We start from the raw sequence: 14,532 nt of genomic DNA on the forward strand, positions 1-14,532 counted from the left end.
GCACCGTGGCTGGTCGAATAATGTCCGCTATGCTCATTCATCAGCCGCGACCGGTCACCCACCACCACCGACCGGTCGCGGCGCTGCGGGCGTAGTTCAATGGCAGAACAGCAGCTTCCCAAGCTGCCAGTGCGGGTTCGATTCCCGTCGCCCGCTCCGCCACCCCGTTCCGCCGCCCGCCCCGTCTTTTCTTCCAACCCTGAATTGGGCGCTGGCCTGGCATAGTGGTGGCCATGTGCGGACGCTTCGCCAGCTATTTCGACGAGAACACCATCGTCGATGCCTTTGGTGTGGAGCGGGTAGTCAGCTTCGCGCCGCCGTCGTGGAATGTTGCCCCGACCCAGGGGATCGACTTGGTGCGACAAGCACAGTCCGATGTCGGTGAGTTACGCGAGCTCAGGGAGGCCCAGTGGGGTTTGGTCCCCCACTGGGCTAAGGACCGGGCCGGCGCGGCCCGGTTGATCAACGCCAGGTCGGAAACGGTGACGGAGAAACCATCTTTTCGGGTGGCAGCCCGGCGCCGGCGGGCCTTGATTCCGGCCGCCGGCTATTACGAATGGCAAGCCGGACCAGATGGAAAGACACCGTACTATTTGCACCCCGAGGTTCAAGATCAACCGCTGGCCTTCGCCGGTCTGTACGAGTGGTGGGACAAGGACCCCGGCCCTGATCGAGGACTGCTAAGTGCAACCATCATCACCCAGCCGGCAACTGACACCTTGGGCCAAATCCACGACCGCATGCCCGTAGTGGTGCCGCCTAGTTTCTTCGATGATTGGCTAGACCCGGCCACCACCGACCCGGCCCAGGTCAAGGGGATGATCGCAGCCATGGGCAGGCCGTCGTTGGTGCCACGTCGGGTCTCCAAAGCCGTTGGTTCGGTGCGCAACAACGGCCCAGGGTTGATCGAACCGGCGCTCGGCTAGCTTGCGGTGGTCCGGCCCGCCGTCGAAGAGTCCCTGATGGCGTCAAGGGGGCCATAAGCCCGTGGGCCAGGATTGGCCTGACCAGAGTGCCAATGGGCCTGGCGGTCAAGGCCTAGCTGGTGCCCGGTGGGATGACCAGACTGATAGGGACGGCCTGGGCGGTGTCCTCGCCGGTGGCCGAAATGACACCAAATACCATTAGCCCTCCCACCACGATCAGGAAAACGATCAAGACTACCGCCAAAGCCAGGACAACCGAGGCTCTGGTGGACAGGGGCTGGCGTTTTCGCGATGGTTTGGCCGGAGCAGCCGGTGCGGCTTTTTTGATCGGTTTGGCTGGCTTGGGTGATGCGACCGCCGGTTTGGCTTGGGTTGGTTCTACCGCAACGCTAGTCGCCTCCGGGAGCTCCATTGGCCTAGCTGCGACTGGCTCAGCCGCCACTGCGGCCGGGGGTTGCTCGGCCACTCTCTCAGCTGCGGCGACTGGCACCAGAGCCAGGTCTGAGGGAGTAGGTCTAAAGACTGTTGGCAGGGCAGGCCGGGTCGATCTAGGTCTGGCCAGGGCTGGAACCAGCGGCGGCGCAGGCGGTCCAGGCGCCGGCTCGATAGCCGGTTCTGGTGTCAGCTCCCTCGCCATTTCACCTTGGTCCGGCTCAACCGCCGGTTCATAAGTGACCGGTTCGGCCACCGCCTCGGCCAGGGTCGCCTCGGCCCGGACCGGGTCGTCTTGGACCGGGTCGATGGCTGGTTCAACCGGACTCGGCTCGGCCACCGCCTCGGCTAGGACCGGGTCGATAGCCGGTTCAACCGGACTCGGCTCGGCCAGCACCTCGGCTAGGACCGCCTCGGCTAGGACCGGGTTGTCTTGGACCGGTTCGATGGCTGATTCAACCGGACTCGGTTCGTCAACAGCAACGTCAAGAACCGGTTCACTGACCCGGTCAGGCGGTGCCGGCTCAGCCACCGACACGACCGGTCCAGTGTCTGGCCCGGGGCGTGAGGCGGCTGGCTCAGCCGGCTCGTCGGTATCGGTTACTCCAGCAGTCCCGGCAGGCGGTTTGGCCTGGATCACCTTCAACTGACGGGGCACGAAATGCGCCGCAGGCGCGGTCACCGACGGCCTAACCAACCGCGTCACAGTGGGTCCTGGCTCTTCCCAAGCGCCTGCACTGTGCAAGTCGGTCTCCAAGGCTGCACTGGCAGCAGCCGCAGCCCGCTTGGCGGCCAAGAAACCCGGCGGGTCGAACGCCATTGGCCGGCGCGGTGTGGCCGAGTGGGTCGAAATGACGGTGGCAGAGGGCGTCTTGGGCGGTGGGGTCACCGTGGCGCCACTCATTTCGCTGGCTATGGGCAGTGGTGGCGCCGGACGGACAGGGTTCTTTGAGGTCGTGTCCGGGTCACTGGTAAGCGTGCGAACAGCAGACTTATCAGATCTGACGGCGCGGGCGGCCAGCCGGATCCGGGCAGCCCGGGCGACCTGCGGCTCACTGTGCTCAGCCAGCCAAGCCAGCAGGCCGGGGTAAACCTTTGGGTGCCAGGCCACCGCCGAGTGAAGCTCGGAATGCCGAGCCGCAATGGCGGCCAAGTCCGGACCGGAGGTGGCAGGGTTGTTGACCGCCCGGCTTGCCGCCACCGGGTCGTCCCAACTTTTCACCCCACCATCATGCCCCCCAACGGACCGAACGCCACTAATAGACGGCGAATCGATCGGGTTGGTCCTGGGCTCAACGCCGACTGGCATTCCGCTAGGGTTCTTCCCGCACCGGGTTGACCAGCGACCCTATTCCGTCAACGGAGACCTCCAAGGTGTCGCCAGGGCGCAAATAAACCGGCGGCGTGCGCCCGTGGCCAACACCGCTGGGCGTACCGGTGGCGATTACGTCACCTGGAACCAGGGTGACAATAGTGGAGATGTACTGAACCAGTTCAACTGGGCCAAATAGCATGTCACTGACCGGGCTGCACTGCATTTCCTGGCCGTTAAGTTTGGTGATCAAGACGGGGTCGGCAGGCAACTCGTCTGGTGTGGCAACTACCGGCCCCATGGGCGTGGACCGGTCCCAATTCTTGCCTTGCAGAACCTGTGCGGTTCGGTTCTGCCAGTCACGCATTGAGGTGTCACACATGATGGTGTAACCAACAATGGCGGCGGCGGCCTGGGCTGGGTTGGCCCGGCGGATGGTTTGGCCAATCACGACCACCAGCTCGCCTTCCCAGTCCACTTGATCTGATTCGGCCGGCAACTCAAGCGGTTCGTTATGCGCCACCAAGGCGCTGGGCCACTTGTGGAACAAAGTTGGGTATTTGGGGGCCTGTTTGCCCATTTCCTCAATGTGGCGGCGGTAGTTCTGGCCTACGCAGATAATCTTGGCCGGATTGATGATGGGGCTAACCAGGCGAACACTGCTGAGCTGGTGTACTGGGCCCGCGGCCACGGCGGCTTGGTCAAGCCCGCCGGCGCCGGCGGCGTTGGCTCGCAACAGCTCGCCCACGTCGGCGAACGGTCCAATCTCAGTGGCCCGGTCGCCGTCGACGCGAACCGCTTTAGTCCCTTGCGCAAGTTGCACAGTGCCAAGTCGCATTGTCTAACCCTACGTTGAATCCAGGCCGGCGAGCGCCGAATCGATCACTTGAACCACCCCATCCTCATCCAAGGTCCCTGTGACCTCGTTGGCTGCGGCAAGGACTTTTGGACTTGAACCGCCCATGGCGACCCCACGCGAGGCCCAGCGCAGCATTTCGAGGTCGTTGCCGCCGTCACCCACCGCCACCGTGCCACCTGGTGGGACCTCGAACCGTTGTCGCAGCACCTCCAAGGCGGCGGCTTTTGACACGCCCGGCGGGTTGAGATCAATCCAACCGGTCCAGCCGATCGAGTAGTTGACTCCGGGTAGATCGGTGGCCTCCATGATGACGTCCAGTTTCTCCGGGTCTAGGTCAAGTGCGCGCAAAATGACCCGCGTGGCCGGCCTAGCTGCCAGCACATCCATGGGCGCCACCGTCACGTCACCATCAAGTTCGCCGGCTGGGAATGGTTGGCTGACCAGGAACCCATGGCCAATTTCCTCAACCGCCACGCGGGCGCCTGGCACTAGCCTCAGAACCTCTGCCAGCGCCCTGGCCGGATCGAAAGTCACTTTGTCGACAATTTCGAACCGCTTGGCGCTGGCCAAGTCAAACTCAATGGTCAGCGAGCCGTTTGAACAAACCGCCCAGCCGCGCCTGACCCCCAGCCGTTCGGCCATGCCAAGAGTGGAATGGGCCGAACGCCCGGTCGCCAAAACCAGGTGCAGGCGCTCCTCGGCCGCCGCCCGGCCCACGGCCTTGGCCACGGCTGGGCTGAACTCGGAGTAGAAGCCGGACAAGGTGCCGTCAATGTCAAGTGCCAACAGGCCGGTCAGGGCCGGATCATGGATGGGACGGGAACTAAGGTCAGCGCCGGTGACCCAGTAGGGCTCGGTTGCGGTCACTTCCCGGCCTCAGCTGAACTTGCGCCCTGCGGCATTGGACTGATCACCTCAACACCGCCCATACCGGCTCTAAGCGCTGCCGGCACCACCACCGAGCCGTCTGCCTGCTGGTGGTTCTCCAATAGCGCCACCAGCCAGCGGGTGGTGGCGAAGGTGCCGTTCAGCGTGGCCACCGGCCGGGTCGCCCCGCCCTTGGTCCGCTCCCTAACGCCAAGGCGCCGGGCTTGGAAAGTGGTGCAATTCGAGGTCGAGGTCAGCTCACGGTAGCGGCCCTGGCTGGGGATCCAGCCCTCACAGTCGAATTTCCGGGCCGCCGATGTGCCCAAGTCGCCGGCAGCCACATCGATCACTCGGTAGGGGATCTCGACGGCCTGGAGCATTTGCTCTTCGAACTCGAGCAGATTGAGGTGTTCAGCTTGAGCCTCTTCTGGACGGACATAGGCGAACATTTCGACCTTGTGGAATTGGTGCACCCGGAAAATGCCCTTGGTGTCCTTGCCGTGGGAACCGGCCTCGCGCCGGTAGCAGGCCGACCAGCCGGCATAACGCTTGGGACCGGCGCTCAGGTCGATGATCTCGTCCATGTGGTAGCCGGCCAGGGCCACCTCCGAGGTGCCGGTCAGGTAGAGCTCATCGGCTTCGAGTCGATAGACCTCCTCAGCGTGTTCGCCCAAAAACCCGGTGCCTTCCATAACCGCCGGCCGCACCAACGTGGGTGTAATCATCGGGTAAAAACCAAGGTCACAGGCGGTGTCGAGGGCCAGTTTGAGCAGCGCCAGCTCTAGCCGAGCGCCGGGCCCGGTTAGGAAAAAGAATCGCGAACCAGAAACTTTGGCGCCGCGCGGCGAATCAATGGCGCCCAACAGCTCGCCTAGTTGCTCATGCGGCCTGGGCTCAAAACCTTCGGTCAGGAAATCGCGCGGCTGGCCAACCCGGCGTAATTCGACAAAGTTGTCCTCCCCGCCGGCCGGAGCTTCAACCTCAGCCAAATTGGGCAGAGCCAAAGCGGCGGCACGGGCAGCCTGGGCCGTGCTTTCGACCTGGGCGCCAGCCTGTTTGACCTGCGCCGCCAGGGCCTGGGCCTGGGCCACCAAAGCTTGTTTGGCTTCGCCTTTGGCCTGAGCCACCTGCTTACCGAAAGCCTTTTGCTGGGCCCTGGCACCTTCGAAGGCCGCCAAACTGGCCCGATGCCGCGCATCGGCTTCCACAGCCAGGTCAACTAGGGCTTCTTCGGCGCCTCGCTGCCGTTGCGAAGCCCGGATCAGATCTGGGTCTTCGCGCAACAGCCTCGGGTCAATCACGCCCTCAAGGCTAGCGCCTACCTCCCCCACGCCGGCTTTGCCCACGACCCGGAGCTCTAGGTGGCGTCGACGTGGTCATGCCAAAGCTCGACCTGGCGGGTGCCAGTGCAGATCAAGCCCCCATTCGGCGCGAGGTAGAGCTTTGGCACACAACCGAGGCCCCGCGGCCACAAGAATCAGGTTCGGCGCAACGCCCCGCAGCCACAAGAGTGAAGTTCGGCCAAACACCCCCCAAAGCGTCCGGGTTGGTAGATTCGATGGATGATCGGTCAAGGCTGGGCACTGGCGAAATGACTTGGCAGGTCTGGCTGACCCTTGGCGGCTGCACGGTTGGTCTGGCCGCCCTAGTACTGGCCTGGTGGGCCTGGCGCCGGCGGCCTACCACCCGGACCCAAGAGCCAAAGCCCACCGATGTCACCGGCCAGCCCGGGCTTGAAGGACTCGTCGCCATGATCGTCAACCCAACCAAGGCCGGCCTGGGCGAGCTGAAGGACTTGGCCAACACCGAGTGCCCCCAGCTGGGCCTGGGTTCACCGATTTGGTTGGAGACCACCGCCACCTCCCCCGGCACCGAACAGGCCCGTTGGGCCCTGGAACAACATCCAGGGCTGCGCGCCGTGGTGGCGGCCGGTGGCGACGGCACCGTCCGGGCAGTGGCCGCAGGACTGGCTGGCCATCAGGTGCCGATGGGGATAGTGCCATTGGGTACCGCAAACCTGCTGGCCAGGAACCTCAAACTGCCACTCGGATCACCTAAGGCTGCTCTAACTACTGCCCTGACCGGCGCGGTTGACACCATTGACGTGGGCCGGTTGTCGACCTGGGACCAGGCCGGCCGGCCAAACGCGACGAACGAGATATTTCTGGTTATCGCCGGCCTAGGTTTTGACGCCGACCTTGTCTCCACCGCTGATTCAAAGCTCAAGTCGCGCCTGGGCTGGCCGGCCTACTTCATTTCCGGTATCAACCACCTGGCCGCCAAACCGGTCCATGTCAAGCTCAGTAGTGGCAATACCACCAGGGGCGTCAAGGCTAGATCAGTCATGTTTGGCAACTGCGGCATGCTTCCGGCCAGGCTCCAACTGGTGCCAGACGCTGACCTGAGCGACGGTCTGCTTGATTTGGCCATGGCCGAGACTCGCCATGGCCTGGTCGGCTGGGCCGCTCTGCTAATGCAAGTGGTCCTGAACGGACTTGGAGTGCGTTGGATTCCGGCCTGGACCTCGGGCCGAATTTGGTATGAACAAGCCACAGCCTTCCGGGTCGAATGCGACGGCGAATACAGAGTCCAGCTTGACGGCGAGCTAACCGGATTCGCCAAGACCCTCGAAGTCACGGTCGATCCCCTGGCCCTCAACGTCCGCCTGCCAGACAAAAGCGTCTAAGCGTCTGGCCCAAGGGCCGGCATCGGGCCACTGCCGCCACCGATGCCAAAGCTCGCGCCCGCGCGTGATCCCTGCGACAGGGCTGGTCAGGCCGGCGGCAGCAAGGCGCCCTCGAACTCGAGCAACTGGCGTTTGATCTCAAGGCCGTAGCCGTAGCCGCCTAATGAGCCATCCGCGCGGACCACCCGGTGACAGGGCACAATCACCGCCACCGGATTAGTGGCGCAAACGGTGCCAACGGCCCGCGCCGCGCCGGGATAACCGGCCAACCCCGCCAACTCACCATAGGCTACTAGGCCTGTGACCTGGCGTAACGCGCCAACTACAGCACGCGCGAAGGCGCCAGATTTGACTCTAACGCTGATTTGGTCAAGGGCGTGGACCTGCCCGGCGTTGTAGGCCTCAAAGGCACGAGCCAGGGCCAAGGGTGTGGCCCGTAAGGGTTCGACCGGACCGCGCCAGCCGGCCTCGGCCGCCAGAACCGCCACCGGCCTATAGCCAGAAGCCAGCACAATCCCGCTGAGGTTTTCGACCACAACGGTGAGGTCACCGGCCGCGGTGGCCACTTGGCACCATCCGGCCATTGGCGGCCGTGGTGGACTAGTCTGGGCCATTTCCCCGCTCCTGTCTGGGCGCAGGCCACTGGGGGTCTGGCCGCGTGGGCCAAACCCCCAGGTTAGAGCCTGTAAGGCGGCTGGTCAGTCCGACTTGGCCTTTGACTTCATAGCAGCCCGGATGCGTTCCCGGTTGACCGCGGCAATAGCCTCGAATGGGATTTCGCGTGGGCAAGCCAGGGCGCATTGGCCAATCTGTGAACACGGTCCAAACTCGTGCTCCATCTGAGCCACCATTGACCGAGCTCGCTTGGCCCGCTCCATCTTGCCGTTTGGCAGCAGGGCCAGGTGGGACATCTTGGCCCCTGCGAACAGGTAGGCCGCGCCATTGGGACAAGCCGAAACGCAGGCTCCGCAACCAATGCAGGTGGCGAAGTCGAGCGCCTTTTCGGCGTCGTGATGGCTAATCCGGTAGGTGTCCGCATCTGGCGCAGTGCCAGCGTCAACCGCCACCGTGCCGCCGGCCTGGATGATCCGGTCAAGGCCCGTCCTGTCCACAATCATGTCGCGGATGACCGGGAAGCCCTTGGCCCTAAACGGCGTGATCCGAACCGTCTGCCCGTCAGTGAAGCTCCTAACGTGCTGACCGCAAGCCGGGACGTTGTCCTCCGGGCCATGCGGCACGCCGTTGACGTCGAGACCGCAGGTACCACAAATGCCTTCACGGCAATCGGATTCGAACGCCACCGGGTCCTGGTCCGCCTCAACCAACTGGTGGTTGAGCATGTCCAGCAACTCCAGCAGCGTCAGCTCCGGAGTGGCCTCTTTGATCTCGTGGGTTTCATAGCGCCCCTCGGCCTTTGGGCCTTCTTGACGCCAGACTTCAAGGATGAGTCTCACTTGTAGTTCCTTTGCTGCAAGGGCACCGCCCGGAAGGTCAAGGGTTCGAAGTTGCGGATGTGCTTGCCCGCATCAGGGCCGCTGTCCGCTGGGGCTTGCCACGCTGAAATGATGCACCAGTCGTCATCGTTACGCATGGCCTCGCCATCTTCGGTCGCATGGTCGGTGCGGAAATGACCGCCAGCCGACTCGTCACGGTCCAAAGCGTCAACGCAAAGCAATTCTGCCAACTCCAGGTAGTCGGCCACGCGGCCGGCCACTTCGAGCTCCTGGTTGAGACGATCGCCTTCGCCCACCACCTTGACGTTCTTCCAGAAGTCTTGGCGCAACTCGCGGATCATCTCGATGGCCTTGGTCAAGCCCTCCGGATCACGCGACACCAGAGCGTAGCGGTCCATGATGGCGCCCAGCGCCTCGTGATAGTGGTCCGGTCCGTGTGCACCGTCGTTGTTCAGGAACTTCTCGATGCCGGCTTCAACCCCTGCGATGGCCTGGCTCACGACCGGGTCATCCATCGACAGCACCGGCTCGCCCAGCAGGCCAGCGAGGTAGTTCGGCACAGAGAAGGGCAGGGTGAACCAGCCGTCAACGCAACCGCTCAGCAGCGAGTTGGCGCCAAGGCGGTTAGCCCCGTGATAACCCCAGCCGGCCTCGCCGCCCACGAACAGACCTGGAATTGAGGTCATCATGTCGTAGTCGCTCCAAAGCCCACCCATGGTGAAGTGGACCGCTGGCGCGACCCGCATCGGGGTGTTGAACGGGCTGTCACCAGTCTGCTCTTCATACATGTCGAACAGGTTGGAGTAACGCTCGCGGATGACCTTGGCGCCCATGCGCTCAATACCGGAGGCGAAATCCAAGTACACGGCGTTGCGCAGCGGGCCCACGCCGTATCCAGCGTCAATCCGTTCACGGGCGTTACGGCTGGCCACGTCGCGTGGAACCAAGTTGCCGAAAGCCGGATAGCGCGTCTCTAGGAAGTAGTCGCGTTCCTCTTCGGGAATGTCCTTGGGGTCGCGCTCGTCACCCTTTTGCTTCGATGTCCACATCCGGCCGTCGTTACGCAGCGATTCCGACATCAGCGTCTTCTTCGACTGGAACTTCGACATCAACGGGATGGCCGTCGGGTGAATCTGGACAAAGCAGGGGTTGGCCAGGAAGGCGCCGCGCTTATAGGCGCGCCAAATCGCCGAACAGTTCGAGTTCTTGGCCAACGTGGCTTTGTAGTAGATGTTGCCGTAACCGCCGGTGCACAGCACCACCACATGGGCCGTCATCGCCCGCACCTTGCCACTGACCAGGTCACGCACCACGATGCCTTGGGCCCGGCCGTCTTTGACAATCAGGTCAAGCATCTCTTGGCGCGAATGAAGCTTGCAGCTACCGGCTGCAACCTGACGCGAAAGCGCGTGGGCTGCCGCCAACTCGAGCTGCTGCCCGGTTTGGCCGCGGGTGTAGAACGTACGTGAAACCTGCACGCCCCCAAACGAGCGGTTGGCCAACTGGCCACCGTAGTCACGGGCAAAGGCGGCACCAATGGCCTGCATGTGGTCGATCACCCGGACGCCTTCTTCGCCCAAGCGATAGGCGTCCTCTTCGCGACCGCGGTAGTCCCCGCCTTTGACGGTGTCTTTGACGAAGCGGTCTACCCCGTCATTGTCGACCCGGCGGCCGCGCGGCGAGTTGCAGCCACCTTGGGCCGCAATTGAGTGGGCCCGGCGAGGCACATCATGGAAACTGAAGACATCGACCTCATAGCCCAGTTCGCCCAGCGCAGCGGCGCAGCCGGCCCCTGACAGGCCTGTGCCCACCACAATGACGTTGAACCGGCGCCGGTTGTTTGGCGCCACCAGGTTGTAGTGCAGCTTCCGGTCTTTCCAGCCATCGCGTGGCTCAACCGTGGGCAGGTTGCCATCTAGCGACTTACCGACCACGCGCAGGTCATCGATCTGCAGACCCATGGACTGCCCTTTCGCTTGTGATTGTTTGCCTGACTGGCTCATAGCGTCACCCACCCGGCTAGAACCGCGATCGGAATCGACAGATTGCCTAGCACCACCAGGCTGGCCACCAAATTGGCCATAAACGCCAGCACCGAGCGGACTCGCTTGGAGGAGCCGCCCAGGTCGTTGGTGATTGACCACATGCCGTGCATCAGGTGGAAGAACAAAAGCGCCATGACAACGATGTAGAACACACCCACAGCCGGTCGGCTGAATGAGTGGACCAGGTTGTCATACGCGCTGCCGTCAACGAAGTCGCTAGTAGCGGCGGCAGATCTGCCAATCGTCAAATCAAGCAGATGGAAAACGACATAGCAGCCCAAGATCACGCCGGTGTAGATCATGCTGCGGCCGCTGACGCCATGTTGGGTGATGGTCGGCTTGCGGGCGAAAGCACCTTTGGCTCGCCGGGCGCGCACCCACAGGGTAATACCGGTGAGGATGTGCGCCACGATCGCAACGGCCAGGACCACCCGCATGATCCAAAGGAAGGTTTCGCTCGGGAAAACCGGGCTACCGACATCTTTGAGCCATAAGGGGTATTTGTTGAAGGACTCGCGGCCGGCGTAGACCTTCAGATTGCCAATCATGTGGGACAGCACGAACAAGACAAAGATCGCGCCGGTCACCGCCTGAACGACTTTGAGCACCCAAGTTTCTGGGCGCGGGGGTGGGGTTGTGGCCGGTGTTTTGGCCACGGGGATCTGATCGATTTCAGATCGCGCAGTAGTTTGCGAACTCACTCGGGACCTCCAGGCTCCTGCGTAGAATCGCGGACATTTCGGCTTAAGGCCAGTTTCAAATCTTACCGCAGCCAGGTCCACCTTTTAGGGCCGAAAATCGGGCGATCAACCCAGGTCAAACCGGGGTATTTCGCTACAGAAAAGGTGTGAAAATCCAGTGCGGTGTTTATGTGTGCGACCATGCCTGGGTGCAGCAGTCACGGTTCGGTTTTTCGCTTCGCACCCGCCTTGAGTCGGGTGCCGGTCGCACCGGCGTGATTGACACCCCGCACGGTCAGATCCAAACGCCGGCTTTCATTCCGGTTGGGACCGCCGCTTCGGTTAAGTCAGTGCTGCCGGAATCGATCGCGGCCACCGGTGCCCAGGCCGTTTTGGTCAACGCTTATCACCTCTATTTGCGGCCCGGCGCGGATGTGATTGACCAGGCTGGCGGGGTTGGCGCCTTCATGAATTGGCCCGGGCCAACCTTTTCGGATTCCGGTGGCTTTCAGGTTATGTCACTTGGGGCCGGGTTCAAGAAGGTGCTGGCCATGGACGCTGCTGGCAAATCGGCCGATGCCGTGGTGGCGCCTCGCGCTGTCAGGCTGGCTCAAGTAGATGAGGACGGGGTCAGTTTCAAATCCCACCTGGACGGTTCCAGCCACCGCTTCACTCCAGAGGTCTCGATGTCAGTGCAGCATCAACTTGGGGCAGATATCATCTTCGCCTTTGATGAGTGCACCACATTGCTCAATTCCCGCCCCTATCAGGAGCGCTCGCTGGCCCGGACCCAACGTTGGGCCGAAGACTGCCTCGCCGCCCACCAGCGATTAGCCGCCGAGAGAACCGGAAAACCGGCCCAAGGCTTATTCGGGGTGGTCCAAGGGGCCCAATATGAAGACCTGCGCCGCCGGGCGGCCCGTCAGCTGGCCGATCTGGAACTAGATGGCTTCGGTATTGGTGGTGCCTTGGAGAAAGAGAACCTGGCCACGATTGTCGGTTGGGTGACCTCTGAGCTGCCCGAAGCCAAACCGCGACATCTGCTCGGCATTAGCGAGGTCGACGATCTCTTCGCCGCCGTCGAGGCCGGGGTCGACACCTTCGACTGCGTGGCACCCTCGCGCGGGGCCAGGCATGGGGCGGTTTACACCGCCATCGGCCGTTACAACGTCACACGAGCCGGCTTCAAACGCGACTTTTCCCCGCTCGAAGAAGGCTGCGACTGCTACACCTGCCAGCATTACACCAAGGCCTATGTCCACCACCTGCTGCGCGCGCGGGAGATGGCCGGGTTTACCTTGGCCACTATCCACAACCAACGCTTTGTGGTTCGCCTGGTCGACCAGATGCGCATCAGTATCGAGGACGGCTGTTTTGCCGACTTCAGAGACGACTTCTTGCCGCGCTACCTCTCCAACCGTCCCTAACCAACGCTTTGTGGTTCGCCTGGTCGACCAGATGCGCATCAGTATCGAGGACGGCTGTTTTGCCGACTTCAGAGATGACTACTTGCCGCGCTACCTCTCCAACCGCCCCTGGCCATCCCTTCTGTGGCCGGCCCAGGGCGGATCACGCCCCTCGCCCCCATCCTCTGGGCACAGGTGCCCGGCAAAACTGGGTCGGTGCCGAATCATTGTGACGCTGTGCATGCTCCTGCGGTTCTGTTGCTGCACCTGGCATAACCGGCCGGGTAAAAGCCCAGGTGGCGCGGAGGTAGTTTCTGCCAAGTGCAACAATCGTTCCGCGGCGTTATGCCAGGTGCAGCCGTCGACCGGCTCGGTTCTGCAAAGTGCGACAATCGTCTTGGATCAGCCTGCAAAAGGCGCCAGCGATCAGGGCATCGCCAACCGCCAAATGCCGTGGCAAGGCCGCAGGTCGGGCTTCGCGCGGACCTGCAAAACGTGACAACCATCTGGCATCAACCTGCAAAAGGTGCCAACGATCAGGGCATCGCCAACCGCCAAATGCCGTGGCAAAGCCGCAGGTCGGGCTTCGCGCGGACCTGCAAAACTTGACAACTATCTTGGATCAGCCTGCAAAAGGTGCCAGCGATCAGGGCATCGCCAACCGCCAAATGCCGTGGCAGTCCGTTGCCGCCAGACCGGCAAGTTGGTGGCCAGTGACCCAAAACTGGGGATCGACTACAGAGAAGGTGGCGTAAACCCGGGCTCGAAGACGACAAAGCCGGGATTGCCGAAGTCGCCAAAGTCAGCGACGGTCAAACCGCCGGCCTTTGAGTCAGCCAGGCCGCGGTAAGCCACCAGCATTGAGCCGGACTGGCCGCTGAGCACGCTTTGGTGGCAGTCGATGGCCTTGATTTCAAAGCCGCTGGAATCCTCAAGCATTTCACGAGACTCTGTGTCCCAGGCCTGGATGGAGGTTGAATCCGGGCCAAGGCACTGCATATCGATCGCCTTATTCGATGTGTTGACGAAGTTAAGCTCCATCAGCCACAGTGATTCGCCGTCAGCAGGTACCAACGGGTCGCTGTATTCGAGCTCAATCGAATCCACCTGTTCGAAGGAAACCACGGTGATTTCGGCGTTCGGCATGGTCAGAACCTCACCGAGTCCAACCGAATTGGCGGGGGCTGCTTCCGGCTCTTCCTCAGTTGGGCTAGGCGGCTCCTCGGCCGCTTCGGTCATAGCTGGTTTTTCTGGCTCGTCGGCTGGCTTGTTGCCAGTGCCACAGCCAACGAGGCTCAGGCTTAGTAGGAGGGGGAAAAGAACTGCCGCTTTCTTGGGGTAAGTCATGCCTCAAGCCTACTCCTTCACAAGGGCTTCGCGGTCCGCGCGGTCGGGCCTCCCAGCCTCGCCAAAGGTCACTAGAATGGGGCGCTGACCAGCTATTTCACGGGTATGGGCGTTCCGGCATCAGCCCTCCGGGGCTTGACCTGAGCGGACGGTGAACCGGGTCGTGACCAGGTGCTTAGGGCTGGTGGCGGGCGCTGCTAACATCAGGGGGCGGTCACGGCCGCATTGGAGGTATCGCCTAGTGGCCTATGGCGCACGCTTGGAAAGCGTGTTGGGTGCAAGCCCTCGGGGGTTCGAATCCCCCTACCTCCGCCATGTCCTGAGTCGCGTCATCGTTGACACTTTGTCTCGGGTGATTTGTTTTTGTGCTGCCCCTTGCCACGGATCCAGCTGCGCCTGTCATTTGCCAGGGTGATGGGACCACTTGTTTTGCCACTAGCTAGGGACCACCTTGCGTGTGTTCTAACCATGGTGGTCCTCCCCACTGGTGTCAACCACCCGGGTCTGGCCCCTCCGGC

Annotated in this window: 11 protein-coding genes, 2 tRNA genes and 1 pseudogene; 5 read left to right on the forward strand and 9 right to left on the reverse strand. The window is 62.7% G+C overall.

The window, feature by feature from the left end:
* Positions 1-85 precede the first annotated feature (85 nt).
* Together FWD29_06690 and FWD29_06695 are read left to right on the forward strand one after the other, a co-directional pair.
* Positions 86-156: transfer RNA gene (locus tag FWD29_06690), tRNA-Gly, on the forward strand.
* 77 nt (positions 157-233) lie between these two features.
* Positions 234-926, forward strand: a complete 693-nt coding sequence (locus FWD29_06695) for an SOS response-associated peptidase (GenBank protein ID MCL2803623.1) — start codon at positions 234-236, stop codon at positions 924-926.
* A 112-nt stretch (positions 927-1,038) separates the two neighbouring features.
* Here FWD29_06695 and FWD29_06700 read toward each other — a convergent pair whose 3' ends face one another.
* The 4 genes from FWD29_06700 to serS form a co-directional block, all read right to left on the reverse strand.
* The gene (locus FWD29_06700) at positions 1,039-2,580 is read right to left on the reverse strand and encodes a hypothetical protein (GenBank protein ID MCL2803624.1); all 1,542 of its coding nucleotides are present in this window, start codon (positions 2,578-2,580) and stop codon (positions 1,039-1,041) included.
* 91 nt (positions 2,581-2,671) lie between these two features.
* Positions 2,672-3,508 carry a fumarylacetoacetate hydrolase family protein gene (locus FWD29_06705; GenBank protein ID MCL2803625.1) on the reverse strand — a complete coding sequence of 279 codons (837 nt, stop codon included), beginning with the start codon at positions 3,506-3,508 and terminating at the stop codon, positions 2,672-2,674.
* Between the two features lie 9 nt (positions 3,509-3,517).
* The gene (locus tag FWD29_06710) at positions 3,518-4,396 is read right to left on the reverse strand and encodes a Cof-type HAD-IIB family hydrolase (protein ID MCL2803626.1); all 879 of its coding nucleotides are present in this window, start codon (positions 4,394-4,396) and stop codon (positions 3,518-3,520) included.
* Complete coding sequence (serS, locus tag FWD29_06715) at positions 4,393-5,697, reverse strand: serine--tRNA ligase (GenBank protein ID MCL2803627.1); 1,305 nt, start codon at positions 5,695-5,697, stop codon at positions 4,393-4,395. Before serS ends, FWD29_06710 begins: the two co-directional genes overlap by 4 nt.
* Positions 5,698-5,954: 257 nt before the next feature.
* Between serS and FWD29_06720 the strand changes: the two genes are divergently transcribed.
* Positions 5,955-7,082, forward strand: a complete 1,128-nt coding sequence (locus FWD29_06720; protein ID MCL2803628.1) for a diacylglycerol kinase — start codon at positions 5,955-5,957, stop codon at positions 7,080-7,082.
* 86 nt (positions 7,083-7,168) lie between these two features.
* Here FWD29_06720 and FWD29_06725 read toward each other — a convergent pair.
* From FWD29_06725 to FWD29_06740, 4 genes and pseudogenes are all read right to left on the reverse strand, one after another.
* A pseudogene (locus tag FWD29_06725) lies at positions 7,169-7,372 on the reverse strand (MGMT family protein).
* Between the two features lie 408 nt (positions 7,373-7,780).
* On the reverse strand, positions 7,781-8,536 hold the full coding sequence (locus FWD29_06730; protein ID MCL2803629.1) for a succinate dehydrogenase/fumarate reductase iron-sulfur subunit: 756 nt from the start codon (positions 8,534-8,536) through the stop codon (positions 7,781-7,783).
* On the reverse strand, positions 8,533-10,497 hold the full coding sequence (locus FWD29_06735) for a fumarate reductase/succinate dehydrogenase flavoprotein subunit (protein MCL2803630.1): 1,965 nt from the start codon (positions 10,495-10,497) through the stop codon (positions 8,533-8,535). Before FWD29_06735 ends, FWD29_06730 begins: the two co-directional genes overlap by 4 nt.
* A gap of 38 nt (positions 10,498-10,535) precedes the next feature.
* Positions 10,536-11,282 carry a succinate dehydrogenase cytochrome b subunit gene (locus tag FWD29_06740; protein ID MCL2803631.1) on the reverse strand — a complete coding sequence of 249 codons (747 nt, stop codon included), beginning with the start codon at positions 11,280-11,282 and terminating at the stop codon, positions 10,536-10,538.
* Between the two features lie 188 nt (positions 11,283-11,470).
* On the opposite strand from FWD29_06740, the gene tgt reads away from it, so the two are divergent.
* A complete protein-coding gene (tgt, locus tag FWD29_06745; protein MCL2803632.1) occupies positions 11,471-12,688 on the forward strand; it encodes a tRNA guanosine(34) transglycosylase Tgt in 1,218 nt (405 codons plus the stop codon).
* 714 nt (positions 12,689-13,402) lie between these two features.
* Here the strand turns inward: tgt and FWD29_06750 are convergent.
* Complete coding sequence (locus FWD29_06750) at positions 13,403-14,014, reverse strand: hypothetical protein (protein ID MCL2803633.1); 612 nt, start codon at positions 14,012-14,014, stop codon at positions 13,403-13,405.
* 227 nt (positions 14,015-14,241) lie between these two features.
* On the opposite strand from FWD29_06750, the gene FWD29_06755 reads away from it, so the two are divergent.
* Positions 14,242-14,329, forward strand: a tRNA-Ser gene (locus tag FWD29_06755).
* Positions 14,330-14,532: the final 203 nt, after the last annotated feature.

The sequence above is a fragment of the Micrococcales bacterium genome (genome assembly GCA_009784895.1).
Taxonomy (GTDB): domain Bacteria; phylum Actinomycetota; class Actinomycetes; order Actinomycetales; family WQXJ01; genus WQXJ01.